This window comes from Nonomuraea sp. NPDC002799 (genome assembly GCF_053592075.1).
In genome coordinates this window covers 95,766-114,345 of record NZ_JBSFVA010000029.1, presented here as the reverse complement: position 1 = coordinate 114,345, position 18,580 = coordinate 95,766, and the positions used below count along the sequence as shown (strand labels likewise).

Annotated in this window: 16 protein-coding genes; 6 read left to right on the top strand and 10 right to left on the bottom strand. The window is 70.3% G+C overall.

Features of this window, described 5'->3' with window-relative positions; translation table 11 throughout:
• Positions 1 to 14 precede the first annotated feature (14 nt).
• The 4 genes from ACWD0F_RS38030 to ACWD0F_RS38015 are packed head-to-tail and all read right to left on the bottom strand — an operon-like array spanning position 15 to position 4,292.
• Positions 15 to 581: a GTP-binding protein gene (locus tag ACWD0F_RS38030; protein ID WP_449885085.1), complete on the bottom strand. Its 567-nt coding sequence runs from the start codon at positions 579 to 581 to the stop codon at positions 15 to 17.
• Positions 562 to 930 (bottom strand): DUF742 domain-containing protein, encoded by a 369-nt coding sequence (locus ACWD0F_RS38025; protein ID WP_449885082.1) that lies wholly within the window; start codon positions 928 to 930, stop codon positions 562 to 564. Before ACWD0F_RS38025 ends, ACWD0F_RS38030 begins: the two co-directional genes overlap by 20 nt.
• A gap of 12 nt (positions 931 to 942) precedes the next feature.
• Positions 943 to 1,365, bottom strand: coding sequence for a roadblock/LC7 domain-containing protein (locus tag ACWD0F_RS38020; RefSeq protein WP_449885079.1), 423 nt, complete (start codon positions 1,363 to 1,365; stop codon positions 943 to 945).
• Positions 1,362 to 4,292, bottom strand: coding sequence for a nitrate- and nitrite sensing domain-containing protein (locus ACWD0F_RS38015; protein WP_449885076.1), 2,931 nt, complete (start codon positions 4,290 to 4,292; stop codon positions 1,362 to 1,364). Before ACWD0F_RS38015 ends, ACWD0F_RS38020 begins: the two co-directional genes overlap by 4 nt.
• Positions 4,293 to 4,656: 364 nt before the next feature.
• On the opposite strand from ACWD0F_RS38015, the gene ACWD0F_RS38010 reads away from it, so the two are divergent.
• Genes ACWD0F_RS38010 through betA form a run of 5 tightly spaced genes read left to right on the top strand, consistent with a single transcriptional unit; the run spans position 4,657 to position 11,178 of the window.
• Positions 4,657 to 5,685: a quaternary amine ABC transporter ATP-binding protein gene (locus ACWD0F_RS38010; RefSeq protein ID WP_449885141.1), complete on the top strand. Its 1,029-nt coding sequence runs from the start codon at positions 4,657 to 4,659 to the stop codon at positions 5,683 to 5,685.
• Positions 5,682 to 7,595: an ABC transporter permease gene (locus ACWD0F_RS38005; protein ID WP_449885073.1), complete on the top strand. Its 1,914-nt coding sequence runs from the start codon at positions 5,682 to 5,684 to the stop codon at positions 7,593 to 7,595. Before ACWD0F_RS38010 ends, ACWD0F_RS38005 begins: the two co-directional genes overlap by 4 nt.
• Complete coding sequence (locus tag ACWD0F_RS38000; RefSeq protein ID WP_449885070.1) at positions 7,592 to 8,566, top strand: ABC transporter substrate-binding protein; 975 nt, start codon at positions 7,592 to 7,594, stop codon at positions 8,564 to 8,566. The genes ACWD0F_RS38005 and ACWD0F_RS38000 overlap by 4 nt, the downstream gene beginning before the upstream one ends.
• Positions 8,567 to 8,620: 54 nt before the next feature.
• The gene (locus tag ACWD0F_RS37995; RefSeq protein WP_449885068.1) at positions 8,621 to 9,556 is read left to right on the top strand and encodes an ABC transporter substrate-binding protein; all 936 of its coding nucleotides are present in this window, start codon (positions 8,621 to 8,623) and stop codon (positions 9,554 to 9,556) included.
• Entirely contained in the window at positions 9,532 to 11,178 is a 1,647-nt protein-coding gene (betA, locus tag ACWD0F_RS37990; protein ID WP_449885065.1) for a choline dehydrogenase, read from the top strand. The genes ACWD0F_RS37995 and betA overlap by 25 nt, the downstream gene beginning before the upstream one ends.
• Before the next feature lie 12 nt (positions 11,179 to 11,190).
• On the opposite strand, the gene ACWD0F_RS37985 is transcribed toward betA, so the two are convergent.
• Both ACWD0F_RS37985 and ACWD0F_RS37980 read right to left on the bottom strand, forming a co-directional pair.
• A complete protein-coding gene (locus tag ACWD0F_RS37985) occupies positions 11,191 to 12,003 on the bottom strand; it encodes an ABC transporter permease (protein ID WP_449885063.1) in 813 nt (270 codons plus the stop codon).
• Entirely contained in the window at positions 12,000 to 12,938 is a 939-nt protein-coding gene (locus ACWD0F_RS37980; RefSeq protein ID WP_449885060.1) for an ATP-binding cassette domain-containing protein, read from the bottom strand. Before ACWD0F_RS37980 ends, ACWD0F_RS37985 begins: the two co-directional genes overlap by 4 nt.
• Before the next feature lie 84 nt (positions 12,939 to 13,022).
• Here ACWD0F_RS37980 and ACWD0F_RS37975 point away from each other — a divergent pair, with 84 nt between their 5' ends.
• Positions 13,023 to 13,787: a TetR/AcrR family transcriptional regulator gene (locus tag ACWD0F_RS37975; RefSeq protein ID WP_449885058.1), complete on the top strand. Its 765-nt coding sequence runs from the start codon at positions 13,023 to 13,025 to the stop codon at positions 13,785 to 13,787.
• An 80-nt stretch (positions 13,788 to 13,867) separates the two neighbouring features.
• Here the strand turns inward: ACWD0F_RS37975 and ACWD0F_RS37970 are convergent, their stop codons facing one another.
• From ACWD0F_RS37970 to ACWD0F_RS37955, 4 genes are read right to left on the bottom strand one after another with little or no spacing between them, the layout of a single operon-like run.
• Entirely contained in the window at positions 13,868 to 14,416 is a 549-nt protein-coding gene (locus ACWD0F_RS37970) for a GTP-binding protein (protein WP_449885139.1), read from the bottom strand.
• A gap of 7 nt (positions 14,417 to 14,423) precedes the next feature.
• Positions 14,424 to 14,786 (bottom strand): DUF742 domain-containing protein, encoded by a 363-nt coding sequence (locus ACWD0F_RS37965; RefSeq protein WP_449885053.1) that lies wholly within the window; start codon positions 14,784 to 14,786, stop codon positions 14,424 to 14,426.
• 26 nt (positions 14,787 to 14,812) lie between these two features.
• Positions 14,813 to 15,235 carry a roadblock/LC7 domain-containing protein gene (locus tag ACWD0F_RS37960; protein WP_449885050.1) on the bottom strand — a complete coding sequence of 141 codons (423 nt, stop codon included), beginning with the start codon at positions 15,233 to 15,235 and terminating at the stop codon, positions 14,813 to 14,815.
• A 21-nt stretch (positions 15,236 to 15,256) separates the two neighbouring features.
• Positions 15,257 to 18,358 carry a nitrate- and nitrite sensing domain-containing protein gene (locus tag ACWD0F_RS37955; RefSeq protein ID WP_449885048.1) on the bottom strand — a complete coding sequence of 1,034 codons (3,102 nt, stop codon included), beginning with the start codon at positions 18,356 to 18,358 and terminating at the stop codon, positions 15,257 to 15,259.
• Positions 18,359 to 18,580 lie beyond the last annotated feature (222 nt).

Sequence of the window (18,580 nt, the reverse complement as noted above, 5' to 3'; positions counted from 1 at the left end):
GCGTGCTCGACCGGTCAGTGGGCGCGGACGGCGAGGGCGTGCTCGACCAGCGTGATGAGCGTGTTCTTGACCGCCTGGCGGGCCCGCGCGTCGGTCCGCACGATGGGCACGTGCGGCGAGAGCGTCATCGCCTCCCGCACCTCGGTCTCGATGTGCGGGAACTCCCCGTCCCAGCCGTTCAGCCCGACCACGAACGGCATCCCGGACTCCTCGAAGTAGTCCACGGCGGGGAAGCTGTCGGCCAGCCGCCGGGAGTCCACCAGGACGACGGCCCCGATGGCCCCGCGCACGAGGTCGTCCCACATGAACCAGAACCGGTGCTGCCCCGGCGTGCCGAACAGGTAGAGGATCAGGTCGCGGGCCAGCGAGACCCGGCCGAAGTCCATGGCCACGGTGGTCGTGGTCTTGCCGGGGATGAGCCCGAGGTCGTCGATGCCCTGCGAGGCGTCCGTCATGACCGCCTCCGTGGTCAGCGGCATGATCTCGGACACCGAGCCGACGAACGTGGTCTTGCCCACACCGAAGCCGCCCGCTACGACGATCTTGGTTGAGGTGAGCCGGTCAGAGCCTGCGGAGTCCACTGAGCACCCTTTCGAGCAGGCCCCTGTCAGGAAGGCCCGCGTCCAGCTGCGGCTGGTACACCTTGACCAGCCCGTCCGCCTCCATGTCGGCGACCAGCACCCGCGCCACCCCGAGGGGCACGCCCAGCAGCGCCGAGATCTCCGCCACCGACCGCACCTGGCGGCACAGGTCGCTGATCACGCGGTATTCGCGGGCGTAGGTCGTGCCGAGCTGCGCCGACGTCGCCGACGACACCAGCGCCTCCATGGCGAGCTCCGTGCGCGGGGTGGTCCGGCCGCCGGTGACGGCGTACATCCGGACGAGCGCGCTGCGCTCGGGCTCGGGCTCGCCGCTATGCCACGATGCCAACGTCCACTCCCATCACCACGGGCGGCCGGCCGACAGCTCAGCGCGCACGGCCGGCGTGAGCACCTGCCCCGCGCGCTCGACCAGGATCGTCATCTGATAGGCGACCAGGCCCATGTCGCAGTCGGGCGCGGCCAGCACCGCCAGGCAGGAGCCGTCGCTGATCGACATCACCAGCATCAGGCCGCGTTCCATCTCGACGAGGGTCTGCGTGACTCCCCCGCCCTCGAACACCCGCGCGGAGCCCTGCGTGAGGCTGACCAGCCCGGCCGAGATGGCGGCGAGCTGGTCCGCGCGGTCCTGGGGGAAGCCCCGGGAGAAGGCCATCGGCAGGCCGTCCGCGGAGACGACGACGGCGTGGGCGACGCCGGGGACCTCCTCGACGAAGGCGCTGACCAGCCAGTTGATGTCTCTGGCGGCCTGGCTCATCTCCTTCATGACTCCTCCTCCAGCTCCGCACGTCCCTTGCGCACACCCTGCTGGTAGTTGGCCAGTCTGTTGCGCAGTCGATCAGGGGACGGCGGAGGAGCCGGAATGGGGCGCGGCTGTGGGTTCGCGGTTCCCGGTACCAGATTCGCTCTCGGCGTCCGTTTCGGCAAGCCGGAGTTGGTGGTGCCGTTCTTGGCCGGCTCCGCGACGGCGCTGGCGGCCTGCCATCCGCCGTCGGCAGGCGTGGCCCACTCGGGGGCCCGCTGGGGCGACCGGTCGGGGGCCCGGTCGAGTGACCGGTCCGGGGCCTGCTCGGGGGCCCGGCCCAAGGCGTGCTCGGGTGACCGGTCAAGGGCGTGCTCGGACGTCCAGTCCGGGAAGCCGTCCGGCTCGCGGTGGTCGGCCGTCGGCGCCGGCTTGGTGAACCAGCTGCTGTCCTCGACCGAGGCGAAGATCGGCAGAAACTCGTCCTTGGCCGGGCCCGGCGTGGCGAACGACGGGTACGCCGGCCCGCCCAGGTCCCCCGGCGACCGCTCGACCGAGTTGGTGTGCTGGGAGCTGAACCAGGACGACGGCTCGGGCGCCGCCGGCGCGCCGTCCAGCGACGGATGCCCGGCGAAGGACGGTCCCATGGGCGCCCCAGCGGACGGACCCGCGGGCACACCCGCGGGCGATCCATTGGGCGATCTCGTGGGCAGTCCGTGGGGTGGTCTGGTGGGCGGTCCGTAGGGCGGTCCGGTGGGCGCTCCGGAAGAAGGCACGGCGGAAGGCCCGGAAGAAGGCCCGGCGGAAGGCTGGAGAGCGGGCCCGGGCGAGGACCCCGGCCCGAAGGACGGCACCGACCCCGGCCCCGTGGCAGAGGAGGTCGCCTGCCTGGGCACCTGCAGGCGAAGTTGCGGGTCGCCGGGCCCTGCACCCGACACTGTGCCCGGCCCCGCATCCGACACTGCACCCGGCGCCGCACCCAACGTTGTGCCCGGCACCGCCGTGAGCAGCATGGGCGGGATGAGCACCATCGCGGTCAGCCCGCCGACGTCCTGCGGCCGGAGCTGGACCCTGATGTTGTGCCGCAGCGCCAGCCGCCCCACCACGAACAGTCCCATGCGCCGCGAGACCGACACGTCCACGACCGGCGGGTTGGCCAGGCGCCAGTTGGCCTCCGCCAGCTCCTCGGGGCTCATGCCGATCCCGTGGTCGGTGACCGACATCATCAGGCTGCCACCGTCGATGCGGCTGCTGGAGATGACGACCTTGGTGTCGCGTGAGGAGAACGAGACCGAGTTCTCGACCAGCTCGGCGAGCAGGTGGACGACGTCGGTGACGGCCTGGCCGGCGATGGCGACGTCCGACTGCACCTGGATGCTGACCCGGTCGTAGCTCTCGACCTCGCCGAGCGCGGCGCGCACGATGTCCATCAGCTCGACCGGCTCGCTCCACTTGCGCGCCGCCTCCTGACCGGCCAGGACGAGCAGGTTCTCGCTGTTGCGGCGCATGCGGGTGGCCAGGTGGTCGAGCCGGAACAGGTCGCCGAGCCTGGTGTCGTCGCGCTCGCCGCGCTCCAGCTTCTCGATCAGGGTGAGCTGCCGCTCGACCAGCGTCTGGCTGCGCCTGGACAGGTTGACGAACATGGCGTTCACGTTGGAGCGCAACCGCGCCTCGTCGCCCGCCAGCCGTACGGCCTCGCGGTGCACCTCGTCGAAGGCGCGCGCGACCTCGCCGACCTCGTCCTTGGAGAAGATGCCGATGGGCGGCACCTCGGCGTCGACCGCGCCGTCACGCGACTCCCGCAGGTGCTGCACGAAGTCGGGCAGCCGCCGGCCGGCGATCTCCAGCGCCTCGCCGCGCAGGCGGCGCAGCGGGCGCACCAGCGACCGGGCCACCCCGGTGGTGATCAGCAGGACGATCAGCAGCAGCGCCAGCACGGCGGCCGCGGTGACGATCGCCCGCTGCCGCTCGTCGGCGCTCAGCGCCTCGCTGCGCGTCACGATGCCCTGGGCCTGACGCTCCTCGACCTGGCGCATGGCGTCGACGACCACGTTGGCCGCGTCGAACCAGTCGCGCGCGTCGTCGCCCTTGGCCAGGTCGAGATCGCGCAGCGGCAGCCCGTTCGTGGCCCGGATCAGGATCAGCTCGCGCAGGAACAACATGCGCTCGGCGGACCTGCCGTTGACGGCCTCGTCGAAGACGCGGCGCTCCGCCGCGGTGGCCTCGGCGGCGAAGCCCTTGCGCTCGTTGGCCTCCTTGGACTGCTCGCCGAGGAAGCGCTTGAGCTGGTCCTGGTCGAACGCGCCCTCGGTGAGCACGACGGTGACCAGCGCCTGCTGGTAGGAGACGCTCTCCTTGGCCTTGGCGAGCCGGTCGAGCATGCCGGTCTGGCGGAACAGCTCGTCGTCGCCGCTGCCCTTGACCAGCTCGTCGTGGACCGACAGCAGCTCGTCGATCACGGTCGTGTAGAGCTCGACGGAGGGGCCCGGCAGCAGGTTGGCGTCGAGGGCCTGCTTGCGCAGGTCGGTCAGGTCGTCCAGGCGGCTGAGCAGGTTCTCGAGCTGGTCGGCGGTACGCCCGCCCGCGTCGGCCAGCAGTTGCCTGGCGACGTCGCGGACCCGCTTGACGGACAGGTCGGCCTGCCCCATCTGCGCCTGCACCGAGGCCAGCCCGTCGGCGGGCCGGCTGCGCGCGATGTACCAGGAGGCCGTGGCCCGCTCGGTGGAGACCAGATGGGTGAGCTCGCCCAGCTCGGCGGAGAGCTTGGCGAGCTGGTTCGTCCGCGCGTGGTCGCCGGCGGCGGCCGTCGAAGAGAGCACCTGGATGCCCCCGAGCAGCACCGCGGCGGCTGTCGGGATCAGGATGAGGGCGACAAGGCGTGCGCGGACCCGCCAATTGCGCAGTCGCCAGCCACCCTCGCTGGCTTGTCTCTCGCCCAGCTCTGTACTCACCGAACGCACCTCGCCCGAATCGGCGTATATGAGGGCCTGCGCCCCTTGAAAATCAGTAAGTGCGGGTTATTGGAACACATCCACCGGCCAGTGGCCAACCGAACATAACGCGACAAAATTCGAGTGGTGGGACTCCTGAGCCTAGAGGCTGGAGTCCCATCCAGAGAAGAGCGCGAAGCGAGAAATAAACCTTTAACACGAGCCATGTCCGCCTATGGGCGATTAGCGCGTTCCAATAGCGTAACGCGCGAGGAGCACCCCGATCTCCGGACGGTCACAGCGTTGAGATTGGCGTTATTCACCCATATGTTGAGCGACGTCAAACAAGGAGGCGAGTGTGGGGGTTTCTCCCGACAGTGCAGCTATCACCGTTGCCGGCCTTTGGAAGATCTTCGGTTCCAGGGCGCACAAAGTGCTGGACAGCGATGACAAGCATCTCGATCCCGCTGCGCTGAAAGAGAAGACCGGCTGCACCGCCGCCGTCCGTGACGTCAGCTTCGAGGTGCGCCCCGGAGAGGTCTTCGTGGTCATGGGCCTGTCGGGCAGCGGCAAGTCCACCCTCGTCCGCTGCCTCACCCGGCTCATCGAGCCCACCGCGGGCGAGATCACGATCGGCGGCGAGGACGTCGGCCGCGCCTCCCCCGCCAGGCTCCGCGACCTCCGCCGCCACCGGGTCAGCATGGTCTTCCAGCACTTCGGCCTGCTCCCGCACCGCAAGGTGATCGACAACGTCGCCTACGGCCTGGAGATCCAGGGCACCCCCAAGGCCGCCCGGCACGCGCGGGCCGCGGAGATCCTCTCCCTCGTCGGCCTCGACGGCTGCGCCGCGGCCTACCCTGACGAGCTCTCCGGCGGCATGCAGCAGCGCGTGGGCCTGGGCAGGGCGCTGGCCGTGGATCCGCAGGTGATGCTCTTCGACGAGCCGTTCAGCGCGCTCGACCCGCTGATCCGCCGCGACATGCAGGCCGAGGTGATCCGCCTGCACCGCGAGGTCGGCAAGACGATGCTGTTCATCACCCACGACCTGTCCGAGGCGCTCAAGCTGGGCGAGCGCATCGCGATCATGCGGGCCGGCTCGATCGTGCAGCTCGGCACGGCCGAGGAGCTGGTGGGCGCGCCCGCCGACGACTACGTGGCCGACTTCGTCCGCGACGTGCCCAGGAGTCACGTGCTGACCCTGCGCTGGATCGCCCGCGTCCCCGAGCCCGGCGAGCCGCTGGACGGGCCGGCCCTGCCGGCCACCACCCTCATCAAGGACGCCATCGGCGCCTCCTCCGTCTCCTCCCGCCCGATCCGGGTCGTGGACGGCGACGAGCTGGTGGGCGTCGTGGACCGGGTGGACCTGCTGACCTTCCTGTCGGGACAGGACGTCTCAGTCCGGGCGGGTGCATGAGCAGCACGGTCGTCAGCACACCCTCCAGGCTCAGGTTGCCCAGGTGGGCGGCGCCGGCGGGGGTGACGCTGGCGTTCGTGGCGGCGTACCTGGTCTTCCGGGGCTCGGGGACGCTGCCGCACGACAAGGAGGCGCCGCAGTTCCTGGCGGTCACCGGCCTGCGCGAGTGGATCGACGACCACCGCAACGACAATCCGCTCTTCCTGTACTTCCTCAACTACATCCGGCTCGGTGTCGGCTGGCTCTACGACACCTTCGAGACCTTCCTGTACGCGCTGGGCTGGCCGGGCATCACCGGCGTCATGGGTGCGCTGGGCTGGCTCGCGGGCAGTTGGCGCATCGCGCTGCTGGCGGTCTCGGGCGTGAGCGCGTTCGGCGTCCTCGGGTTGTGGCAGTCGAGCGTCGACACGCTGGCCCTGGTCGCGGTCGCGGTGCTGCTGTCCCTGGTGATCGGCGTCCCGATCGGCATCTGGGCGGGGTTGTCCAGCCGGGCGCGGCGGGCGATCACGCCGGTGCTGGACGTCATGCAGATCATGCCGACGTTCGCCTACCTGGCGCCGCTGGCGCTGTTCTTCCACATCGGCGCGCCGGCCGGGGCCATCGCGACGATGATCTACTCGATCCCGCCCGCCATCCGCATCACCGCGCTGGCCATCTCCGGGGTCTCGCCGACCGCGGTCGAGGCGTCGGCCTCGCTGGGCGCCACGCGCGCGCAGACGCTGGTCAAGGTCTACCTGCCGCTGGCCAGGTCCACGATGGCGCTGGCGGTGAACCAGACCATCATGATGGCCCTGTCCATGGTGGTCATCGCCAACCTGATCTCGGCTCCGGGGCTGGGCGGTGACATCATCCGCGGCCTGTCGCGGGCGCAGGTCGGCATCATGCTCCCGGCCGGCGTGGCCGTGGTGATCATGGCGGTGGTGCTCGACCGGATGATGACGGCCGTCGCCAGGCGCGACCCCCAGGCCAGGCTCGGCAGGGTGGACCTGATCGCGGCGGGCGCGCTGGCCGCGATCGGGCTCGCGCTCATCCCGGTCCTGCCGCGCCTGTGGCCGGAGAGCCTGACCATCAACCTCGTCACCGAGGTGAACGCGGTCGTCCGCTGGGCCGAGACCAACTGGTTCGGCGTCACGACGTTCATCAAGGACCTCACCTCCAACGCCCTGCTCAACCCCCTGGAGACGCTGCTCACCTCGGCCCCGTGGTGGCTGGTCGCGGTGGCGGTGTGCACCCTCGCCTGGCGGGTGAGCGGCGTACGCCCGGCGCTGACGTCGCTCGCCTGCCTGCTGGGGATCGTGCTGCTCGGCGTCTGGGAGCACACCATGCAGACGATGACCACGGTCGCCGTCGCGGTGCTGGTCACCCTGCTCATCGGCCTGCTGCTCGGGGTGGCCGCGGCCCGCTCGCCGCGCTACTCCGCGATCCAGCGGCCCATCCTGGACGCCGCCCAGACCATGCCCGCGTTCGTCTACCTGCTGCCGGCGCTGGCGCTGTTCGAGACGACCCGGTTCACCGCCATCTTCGCCTCGATCATCTACGCGGTGCCGCCGGTGGTGCGCCTGGTCGAGGACGGCATCAAGGCGGTGCCCGCCACGGTCGTCGAGGCGGCGGCCTCGGCCGGGTCGACCTCCGGCCAGCTCCTGTGGAAGGTGCAGTTGCCCATGGCCCGGCGGGCGATCCTGCTCGCGGCCAACCAGGGCATCGTGATGACGCTGGCCATGGTCGTCGTCGGCGGCCTGGTCGGGGCCGGGGCGCTCGGCTACGACGTGGTCACCGGTTTCTCCCAGCGGACCGACTTCGGCATGGGCTTCGTGGCGGGCATCGCGACAGTGCTGCTCGGAGTCATGCTCGACCGCATCACGCAGGGCGCCGACAGGCGCTCTTCCCCCCGAAAGAGGACGTTCACATGAAGATTCGCCTGCTCGCAGGCCTGCTTACGCTGGGGCTCGCCGCCACGGGCTGCGGGGGCGCCACGGTCGAGCCCTCCGCCGGCACCTCCTCGGCGCCTCCGGCCGGCTCCGCCTCCTCCGCCGCCGGTGGAACGGTGAAGATCGCGATCAACCCGTGGGTCGGCTACGAGGCCAGCGCCAACGTCGTGGCGTACCTGCTGAAGAACGAGCTCGGCTACACCGTCGAGCTGCCCGAGATCAAGGAGCAGCTCGCCTGGGAGGGCTTCGAGACCGGTGACGTCGACGTCATCATCGAGAACTGGGGTCATCCGGACCTGAAGAAGCAGTTCATCGAGGAGAAGAAGACCGCGGTGGAGGCCGGCTCCACCGGCAACAAGGGCGTCATCGGCTGGTACATCCCCAAGTGGATGGCCGACGAGCACCCCGACATCATCGACTCCAAGAACCTCAACAAGTACGCGGACCTGTTCAAGACCTCGGAGTCGAGCGGCAAGGGCCAGCTCCTCTTCGGCGACCCGTCGTACGTCAGCAACGAGGATGCCCTGATCAAGAACCTCAAGCTGAACTTCAAGGTCGTGGTCGGCGGCAGCGAGGCGGCCCTGATCAAGGGCGCCCAGCAGGCGCAGGAGCAGAAGAAGGCGCTGCTGTTCTACTTCTGGGACCCGCACTGGCTCTTCAGCAAGACCGACCTGGTCCGGGTCAACCTGCCCGCCTACACCGAGGGTTGCGACGCCGATCCGAAGAAGGTGGCGTGCGACTACCCGGAGATGGACCTCGACAAGATCGTGAGCAAGAAGTTCGCCGACACCGGCGGCAAGGCGTTCGAGCTGGTCAAGAACTTCACCTGGACCAACGAGGACCAGAACGCCGTCGCCGACGACATGACCAACAACGCCATGACCGGCGAGCAGGCCGCCAAGAAGTGGGTCGAGGCCAACACGGCCAAGTGGCAGGCCTGGATTCCCAAGTGACCCCTGCCTGACCGCGGCTCCCCTGGCCGGGGAGCCGCGGTCGCGGAGACTCTCATGCCGAAGAAGACGCTCATCGGGCCGCTCGTCGCGGCCCTGCTCCTGACGGCCTGCTCCAGCGGCGAGCCCAGCACCGCCACCGGGGCCCGCGGGACCGTCAACATGGACGTGCACGCCTGGGTCGGGTACGAGGCCCAGGCCGCCGTGCTGGCCTACCTGCTGGAGCACGAGCTGGGCTACAAGGTGAACAAGCGGGCGGCGAAAGAGGACCAATCCTGGAAGGACTTCGAGACCGGGAAGGTCGACGTGATCGCCGAAAGCTGGGGTCACAACGACTGGAAGAAGGTCTACATCGAGGAGAAGAAGGTGGCGCTGTCGGCCGGCCTCACGGGGAACAAGGGCGTGATCGGCTGGTACGTCCCCGAGTGGATGGTCAAAAAGTACCCCGATATTACGGACTACCGAAACCTCAATAAATACGCCAGCCTTTTCCGGACCGACAAAACCGGCAATGCCGGGCAGATCCTCGACGGCGACCCGACCTTCGTCACCAATGACGAGGCCATCGTCAAGAACCTCCGCCTCAATTACCGGGTCGTCTACTCGGGAAGCGAGGCCGCGCTGATCAAGGCGGCGCAGTTCGCGACGAAGAACCGCACGCCGCTGCTGATGTATTTCTACGAGCCGCAATGGTTGTTCACCAAGGTCAAACTGGTCAAGATCTCGTTGCCCCCGTATGCCGTGGGCTGCGACGACGATCCGGCCAAGGTGGCCTGCGACTATCCGCCGTACCTGCTGGACAAGATCGTCAGCCGGCGGTTCGCGACGACCGGCGGGCAGGCGTACGAGCTGGTCCGGAACTTCACCTGGACCAACGACGACCAGAACACCGTGGCCAGCGACATGATCAACCAGAAGATGTCCGCCGACCAGGCCGCCAAGCGGTGGGTGGAGGAGAACAAGATCGTGTGGAAGGACTGGATCCCCCGTTGAGGTTCGACTACGTCATCGTGGGCGGCGGCAGCGCCGGCTGCGCCCTGGCCAACCGGCTGAGCGCCGACCCGGCGGTGTCGGTCCTGGTCCTGGAGGCCGGCCGGCCCGACTATCGGTGGGACGTGTTCATCCACATGCCGGCCGCCCTGATGTTCCCGATCGGCAGCCGCTTCTACGACTGGAAGTACGAGTCGGAGCCGGAGCCGTTCATGGCCGGCCGCCGGATCTACCACGCCCGCGGCAAGGTGCTGGGCGGCTCCAGCAGCATCAACGGCATGATCTTCCAGCGCGGCAACCCCCTCGACTACGAGCGCTGGGCGGCCGACCCGGGCATGAAGCACTGGGACTACGCGCACTGCCTGCCGTACTTCAAGCGGATGGAGACCTGCCTGGCCGATCCGGGCACGGCCTTCCGCGGTGGTGACGGCCCGCTGAAGCTGGAGCGCGGCCCGGCCCGCGGGCCGCTGTTCGACGCCTTCTTCGAGGCGGTCCAGCAGGCCGGCCACCCGCTCACCGACGACGTGAACGGCTACCGCCAGGAGGGCTTCGCCGCCTTCGACCGTAATGTGCACCGGGGCCGGCGGCTCAGCGCGGCCCGCGCGTACCTGCATCCGGTGCGCGGGCGCCGCAACCTCACGGTCAGGACCCGCGCCCTCGTCGAGAAGGTGCTCTTCGAGGGCACCCGGGCGGTGGGCGTGCAGTGCGGCGGCGAGCGGATCGAGGCGGCGGAGGTCATCCTCTGCGGCGGCGCCGTCAACACCCCGCAGCTCCTGCAGCTCTCGGGCGTCGGCCCGCGCGCGCTGCTGGAGAGCGTGGGCGTCGCCGTCGTCCACGACCTGCCGGGCGTCGGGGAGAACCTGCAGGACCACCTGGAGGTCTACGTCCAGCACGCGTGCACGCGGCCGGTCTCGCAACAACCCTCCCTGGCCAGGTGGCGGCGGCCCTTCATCGGCGCCGACTGGCTTTTCCGCCGCAGCGGCCCCGGGGCCACGAACCACTTCGAGGCCGGCGGCTTCATCCGGTCGAACGACGACGTGGCCTACCCGAACCTGATGTTCCACTTCCTGCCGATCGCGGTCCGCTACGACGGCTCCGCGCCGGCCGGCGGCCACGGCTACCAGGTGCACATCGGCCCGATGTACTCCGACGCGCGCGGCTCGGTCCGCATCACGTCGGACGATCCCCGGCGCAAGCCGGCTCTGCGCTTCAACTACCTGTCCACGGAGCAGGACCGCACGGAGTGGGTGGAGGCCGTCCGGCACGCCAGGGCGATCCTGTCCCAGCCCGCCTGGGCGGACCTGGACGGCGGCGAGCTCTCGCCGGGTCCCGGCGTGCGTACGGACGAGGAGATCCTGGACTGGGTGGCCCGCGACGGCGAGACCGCCCTGCACCCCTCGTGCACCTGCCGGATGGGCGTGGACGAGATGTCCGTCGTCGACCCCGAGACCATGCGCGTGCACGGCCTCGACGGCCTGCGCGTCGTGGACGCCTCGGCGATGCCGTACGTGACGAACGGCAACATCTACGCCCCCGTCATGATGCTCGCGGAGAAGTCGGCCGACCTCGTCCTCGGCAACACCCCGCTCGCGCCGGAGCCGGTGGACTTCCACCGCCATCGGTGACCCGGCACCGGCTCAGCGGTCGAGGCGCTGGTAGCGCCGGACCGACAGGACGAAGAACACGACGGTGATGGCCAGCGGCCAGAGCACGGCCAGCAGGACCGCGTGCCGGGCCGCCCACGAGTCCCCGCCCCACCCGGGGTTCCCGAACAGCTCCCTGGCCGCCGCCACCGTGGACGACAGCGGGTTCCACTCCGAGATCGCCCCCAGCCAGCCCGGCATCGTGCCGGGGGCGACGAAGGCGTTGGACAGGAACCCGACGGGGAACTCCAGCGTCTGCACCGCCACCACCCCGCCGGGATCCCTGACGACCAGCCCCAGGTACACGCCGGCCCACAACAGGGCGAAGCGCAGGAGCAGCAGCAGGCCCACGGCGGCCAGCGCCCCCGGCCACGTGGCCGGCCGCCAGCCGACCGCCAGGCCGCAGACCAGCAGCCCGGCCAGGATCAGGACCGAGTTGAGCAGGTCGGCGACGGCCCGGCCGATCAGCACCGCCGACGGAGCCATGGGCATCGAGCGGAAGCGGTCGGTGACGCCCTTCGAGGCGTCGGCGGCGACCGCGATCATGGTGGCGCTGAGTCCGAAGAGCATCGTCATGCCGTACATGCCGGGCATGAGGAAGGCGAAGTAGTCCGCCCCTACGGGCACCTCGATCGCGCCGCCGAACAGGTAACCGAAGGCCAGGGTGATCACCACGGGGAACAGCACCCCGAACGCCACCGTCATCGGCTGGTTGGCCCAGTGGATCAGGTCGCGGCGGGCGATCGTCCAGCCGTCGGCCAGCGCCCACCGCAGCCGCGCCGCCGGGTTCTCAGCGAGGATCGTCATTTCGCGCCGCCTTCCGCGGTGGTGAGGTTGAGGAAGACCTCGTCGAGCGTCGGACGGCGCAGCGCGACGTCCTCGACCTCGATCCCGGCCGCCGACAGCGCCTCCAGCGTCTCGGCGAGCGCCCGCACCCGCTCGCGCACCGGCGCGCGCACACGCCGGGTGTCCCGGTCGGCCTCGGCCGGCGCGGACGCCACCCGGCCCAGGATTCCCGCCGCCTCCGGCAACCGCGCCGGATCGTGGATCACCAGGTCGAGCCGGTCGCCGCCGAGCTTGGACTTCAGCTCGTCGGGCGTGCCCTCGGCGATCACCCGCCCGGCGTCGAGCACGGAGATCCGGTCCGCGAGCTGGTCGGCCTCCTCCAGATACTGCGTCGTCAGCAGCACCGTGGTGCCACCCGCGACCAGGTCGCGCACCGCGCGCCAGATCTCGGCCCTGCTGTGCGGATCGAGCCCCGTGGTCGGCTCGTCGAGGAAGAGCACGCGCGGGGCCAGGATCAGGCCGGCCGCGAGGTCGAGCCGGCGCCGCATGCCGCCCGAATACTCCTTGGCCGGTCCCGCGTGCTCCAGCCCGAACCGGTCGAGCAGCTCGGCGGCCCTGGCGCGGGCCGCCGGACCGCTCAGGTGGTAGAGGCGGCCGAACAACTCCAGGTTCTGCCGGCCGGTCAGCAGCTCGTCCACCGCCGTGTGCTGGCCGACGAGACCGATGGTGCGGCGCACCTGGCGGGGCTGGGCCGCCACGTCGAAGCCCGCCACCTCCGCCCGGCCGCCGGACGGGCGCAGCAGCGTGGTGAGGATGCGCACCAGCGTGGTCTTGCCCGCGCCGTTGGGGCCGAGCAGGCCGATCACCGTGCCGGGGTCCGCCTCCAGGTCGACGCCGTCCAGCGCCGCCTTCCCGTCGTAGGTCTTGCGTAAGCCCTGGGTGAGCACCGCAGGCATGGGCCGCCTCCCGTCCGACGAATCGTACGCCGTACCGTACAACATACGCTTCGAGTGGGCAACCGTACGGTGTACCGTACGCAGGTGACCGTTGAGTACTCCGGAAAAGGCGATCCGGCGCGGAGCCTCGCGCTGCTCTGGCGCACCAGCGAGCGGGCCAGCCGCAAGGGCAGGCCCGAAATGAGCGTCGACCGCGTCGCGCGCGCGGCCATCGAGGTGGCCGACGCGGAGGGACTCCAGGCGCTGTCCATGCGCCGGGTCGCCGAGCGGCTGGGTGTGGGGACGATGTCGCTCTACACGTACGTGCCGGGCAAGCCGGAGTTGTTCGACGTCATGCTCGACATGGTCTACGGCGAGACCGCCAGGCCGGAGGACGTGCCGGGCGGCTGGCGGGGCCGGCTGGAGCAGATCGCCAGGGAGAACTGGGCGCTCTACCTGCGTCACCCCTGGCTGCTGCGGGTGGCCGCGAGCCGCCCGGTGCTCGGGCCCAACGTCACGGCCAAGTACGACTACGAGCTGCGCGCCGTGGACGGCATCGGCCTGTCGGACCTGGAGATGGACTCGGTGATCACCCTGGTCACCGGCTTCGTGCACGGAGCCGCCAGGGGCGCCGTGGAGGCCGCGCAGGCGGAGAGCCAGACGGGCATGACCGACGAGCAGTGGTGGGCCGCGCACGCGCCCTTCCTCAGCCGGATCACCGACGCCCGCACCTTTCCGACGGCGTCCAGGGTCGGGCAGGCCGCGGGCGAGGCGCTCAACGCCGCCTACAGCCCGGAGCACGCCTTCGAGTTCGGGCTCCAGCGGGTGCTCGACGGCGTCGAAGCCCTGGTGAACAGCCGCTCAGCCTGACGCGGACGCCAAGGGGTCGCGAACGCACGAACGTCCGGCACCGCTCCGGCCTGCGCGGTCGGTGCGCGGTCGGTGCTCGACTAGCTCACGGCGGCACGCAGGCGTACGACGTGCTCGACGAGCGAGATCAGCGTGCCCTTGACCGAGTCGCGGTTACGGGCGTCGGTGCGCACGATGGGCACGTGCGGCGACAACGCCAGCGCCTCCCTGACCTCCACGTCGGAGTGCGCGAAATGCCCGTCCCAGCCGTTGATGCCGATCACGAACGGCAGCTTGGCCTCTTCGAAGTAGTCGATGGCGGGGAAGCTGTCGGCCAGGCGGCGCGTGTCGAGCAGCACCACCGCGCCGATCGCGCCACGCACCAGGTCGTCCCACATGAACCAGAACCGGTGCTGCCCGGGCGTGCCGAACAGGTAGAGGATCAGGTCACGGTCCAGCGAGAGCCGCCCGAAGTCCATGGCCACGGTCGTGGTCTGCTTGTTCGGGGTCATGCCGAGATCGTCGATGCCCGCGGACGCGTCGGTCATCACCGCTTCGGTGGTGAGCGGAAGGATCTCGGAGACCGCCCCCACGAACGTCGTCTTGCCGACGCCGAACCCACCGGCGACGACGATCTTCGTCGACGTCAGCCCGGGGCTAGAGCCTGCGTAGTCCACTGAGCACCCTTTCGAGCATGTTGAGGTCTGGTTGCCCCTGGCTGAGGCGTGGCTGGTGCAGGCGGACAAGCCCTTCGTCGGACATGTCCGCCACAAGCACCCGGGCCACGCCCAGCGGGACGCGGAGCAGGGCCGAAATCTCGGCCACCGATCGGAACGACCTGCAGAGCTGCATGATGGCCTCCTGCTCGGGGGTGAGCAGGGCCATCTCGTCGTCGGCGATCGACATGGACGAGATCAACGTCTCCATTGCGAGGTGATAGCGCGGCTCTGATCGGCCGCCCGTCACCGCGTAAGGACGGAACAGGGGCTCATCGTCCCCGGCTCCGTCAGCGCCGTACACGGCCCTCTCCCATCAGTTCCATCACATCACCGGGTCCTTGCGGCCTGAAGCTCGGCGCGCAGAGCCGGCGTGAGCGCCTGACCCGCCCTGTCTACCAGCAAGGTCATCTGGTACGCCACCAAGCCCATGTCACAATCAGGACCCGCGAGCACCGTCAGCACGGAGCCGTCGCTGATCGCCATGACGATGAGCAACCCGCGCTGCATCTCGACGACGGTCTGCGTCACCGCGCCGCCCTCGAACACCCTCGACGCGCCCACGGTCAGACTCAGCAGGCCCGCGGAGACCGCGGCGAGCTGGTCCGCCCGGTCGGGCGGGAAGCCTTCCGAGGTGGCCAGGGACAGGCCGTCCGCTGAGACGACGACGGCATGCGCGACTCCGGGCGTGTTACGCACGAAATCGGTGATCAGCCAGTCGAACCTGTGCGCCTCATGACTAAGGGTTGTCACGCATCCTCCCCGACGGGACGCTCAATCACTCTGTTCCTCCTGTCCACGTACTTCCTGGCGGCCCCGTCGCACACCCTGCTGGTAGCTGGCCATCCGGCTGCGCGTCCGGTCCGCTGAGACCGGTGGCGCCGGGGCCTGCTGCCGCGGCTGCTGGGGCTGCTCCGGCTGGCTTGCCGTGCCGGGCACCAGGTTGGCCTTGGGGGTGCGCTTCGGGAGCCCGGCGGCGGTGATGCCGCCGAGACTGGGCTCGCTGGCTGCGGCCGCCGCTTGCCATCCGGCGTCTGCGGCCGTTCGCCACGCTTCCTCCCCAGAGGGTACGGCTTGCGCGGGCTTGGCCTCACCCTCGACCGGCGCGTCCGCCACCTCACCGGGGGGCCTGCGGAACCAGGCGGACTCCACCGATGCGAAGATCGGCAGGAATTCCTCCTGCTCAGGCTCCATCGGCGACATCTCGACCGACGGGATCGGGTCCGGCCGGCGCACGTCATTCGTCGGATACGTCGGCAGCGGCGGCGGCGTCTGGAACGCGCCATTACCGGATGGCGGAGCCCCCGAACCGGGATACGAAGGGTAGGTGCCGGAGTCGAACGAGGGGTTCTGCCGCCGGTACGAGCCGCCGTCGGTGTCCGCGGTGAAGCCGCCGACACCCGCCCGGCCCGGGTCGGAGTTGAACGCGCCGAACGACGGCCTGGGTGCGCCGGGCATGCTGTCGAACGTACCCGAGCCCTGCCCACTGCCCTGCCCGCTGCCCTGCCCGCCGGCCGGCCCGTTGCCCTGGCCCGGACCCGATCCGCGGCCCGGCGCGGCCCCCTGGCCGGTGTCGAACACCCCTGGCTGCCGTGCAGGCGGACCGCTGTCGAAGACCCCCGGCCGCTGCGGCATCGGACCACTGTCGAACGCCCCGGGCCGCTGCTGGGCCGGACCGCTGTCGAACACCCCCGGCCGCTGCGGCTGAGGGCCGGTGCCGGGAAGTTGCGGGCCGGTGCCGTGGCGCAGCGGCGGAGGGCCGCCGGGGGGCCGCTGAGGCAGGGAGCCACCGTCGGAGTGCCGGCCAGGGGCTCCAGGACTGCTGGGGCCATTGGGGCCGCTGGGACCGGTACGGGGCAGGCCGCCGTCGATCGAGTCGAAACTGCCGAACGACCTGAACGTCCCGTTCTGCACGACCGGCCCGGCCGGCGTCTGGGCGGGCACGGTTCCGCCGCCGAACGCGGGCCGCTGCGGCAGCGGTGGCTGCGTGCCGTCGGCGATCAACGCGGGCGGCAGCAGCACCATGGCGATCAGGCCGCTGCCCTCGCCCTTCCTGAGCTGCACCCGGATCCCGTGGCGCAGCGCCAGGCGGCCGACCACGAACAGGCCCATGCGCCGGGAGACCGACACGTCCACGACCGGGGGCTCGGCCAGACGCCGGTTGGCCTCGGCGAGCTCGTCCTCGGTCATGCTGATGCCGGTGTCGCTCACCGACAACAGCGCCCCGCCGCCTTCGATGAGGCTGCTGGTGACGATGACCTGGGAGTTCTTCGGGGAGAACTGGATGGCGTTCTCGACCAGCTCGGCGACGAGGTGGACGAGGTCGTTGGCGGCGCTGCCGAGCACCGAGGTGGCCCGGTGCACCCTGACCTGGACGCGCTCGTAGCCTTCGACCTCCGACAACGCGGCGCGGACGACGTCGACCAGCTTGGCCGGCTGGCTGCGCCGGCGCGCGGCCTCGTGGCCGGCCAGGACCAGCAGGTTCTCGGAGTTGCGGCGCATGCGGGTGGCCAGGTGGTCGAGCTTGAACAGGTCGGACAACCGGCCGCCGTCCTGCTCGCCCTTCTCCAGGCCGTCGATCAGCGAGATCTGCCGCTCGACCAGCGTCTGCGTGCGGCGCGAGAGGTTGACGAACATCGAGCTGATGTTGCTGCGGAGGTCGGCCTCCTCGCCCGCCAGGCGGATGGCCTGCCGGTGCACCTGGTCGAAGGCCCTGGCCACTTCGCCGATCTCGTCGTTGCCCTCGACCTCGATCGGCCGTATCTCGCTGACCGTCGTGTCGCCGCTGATCCGGAGCTGGTGCACCACGTCGGGGAGCCGGAAGCCGGCGATCTCCAGGGCCTCGGTGCGCAGCCGGCGCAGCGGGCCGACCATGGAGCGGGCGATGGCCACGGTGAGCAGCAGGACCAGCAGAAGGAGCGCCAAGATCAGCGCACCCGCTATGATCGCGTTGCGGATCTCGGCTGAGCGCAGCTCCTGGCTGCGCAGGTTCACCTTCGCCGCCAGCTCCCGCTCGATGCCGTGCAGGACGTCGATGGCGACCGTGTTGCCCTCGAACCACTCCTCGCGCTCGGCCTTGGCGGAGATCAGGTTCTCGGTGATCTGCGCGCCGGGAGTCCTGCCGCTCGCCAGGGTGATCGCGCGCGACTTGGTGAGCTGGAGGTTGACGTATTGGGGCTTGGCGGTGAGCTGCTGCCACAACTTCAGGCCGGTCTCGACGCCGGCCTCCGCGCCGACGGCGGCCATGTCGCTCTGCTGGCGGGCGTTGGAGGCGATGAACTGCTCGACCTCCTGGGCGTCCACGTTCCGGGAGTCGTAGGAGGCCCGCATGAGCTGGACGCGCTGGCGGGAGATCTCCTCCTTGGCCGAGGCGATCGCGCTCAGGGCGCGGAGCTGGCCGACGATCTCCGGGTCGGTGGACAGCAGGCTCAGCTCCTCGTGCAGCTTGAGCAGGCTGTCGGAGAGGAAGTCGTAGCGGCTGGTGTTGGCCTGGCCCTCGGCGCGGATCCGCGCGAGCCTGCTCAGGTCGGAGCCGGCCTGCCCGGCGGCCTTGAGCGCGCGCGGGCCATAGGTGTCGTCGATGGTGCCGAGGTCTGCGCGGACGCTCTGGGCCAGCCGGTCCACCGCGGCCTTGCGCTGGGCGAGCGGCTGGGCGAGCTTCTTGCGCATCGTGGCCGTCGCGCCGATCCAGCCGGCCGTGTCACGCTCCAGCCCGAGCGCCTGCACGAGGTCGCGGATTCGACCGGCCTGCTCGGCCGCGACGGCCGTACGGTCGTAGTCGGAGATGCTCTGCACCGACCCCACGACGCGTGCACCCCCGAGCACGACCGCGGCGATGGTGGGCACCAGGATGAGTGCGGTCAGCCGCCACCTCACGCGCCAGTTTCGCAGGCCAAGGCGCGGCAGCGACCGCTTCCCGCGGTCCCGCCTCGCGGCGAGGCCGCTGTCGGAGTTCCCCGTTGTCACTGCTTCCGATACCCCTCAATCGTCCCGTCCACCAACGGGCCTTAAAGCCGTCCACAAGGTAACCGCAGCTTTTAACTTAACCGGCATATCGGACACAATCGTTACAAATTAGTCCGGGTGCCGTGTGCTGCT

What these genes read in the sequence shown, in the direction of transcription:
- ACWD0F_RS38020 (WP_449885079.1), bottom strand. Translation starts at nt 1,365, where the DNA reads ATGAAGGAGATGAGCCAGGCCGCCAGAGACATCAACTGGCTGGTCAGC.
- ACWD0F_RS38005 (WP_449885073.1), top strand. Translation starts at nt 5,682, where the DNA reads ATGAGCAGCACGGTCGTCAGCACACCCTCCAGGCTCAGGTTGCCCAGG.
- ACWD0F_RS38000 (WP_449885070.1), top strand. Translation starts at nt 7,592, where the DNA reads ATGAAGATTCGCCTGCTCGCAGGCCTGCTTACGCTGGGGCTCGCCGCC.
- ACWD0F_RS37995 (WP_449885068.1), top strand. Translation starts at nt 8,621, where the DNA reads ATGCCGAAGAAGACGCTCATCGGGCCGCTCGTCGCGGCCCTGCTCCTG.
- ACWD0F_RS37985 (WP_449885063.1), bottom strand. Translation starts at nt 12,003, where the DNA reads ATGACGATCCTCGCTGAGAACCCGGCGGCGCGGCTGCGGTGGGCGCTG.
- ACWD0F_RS37980 (WP_449885060.1), bottom strand. Translation starts at nt 12,938, where the DNA reads ATGCCTGCGGTGCTCACCCAGGGCTTACGCAAGACCTACGACGGGAAG.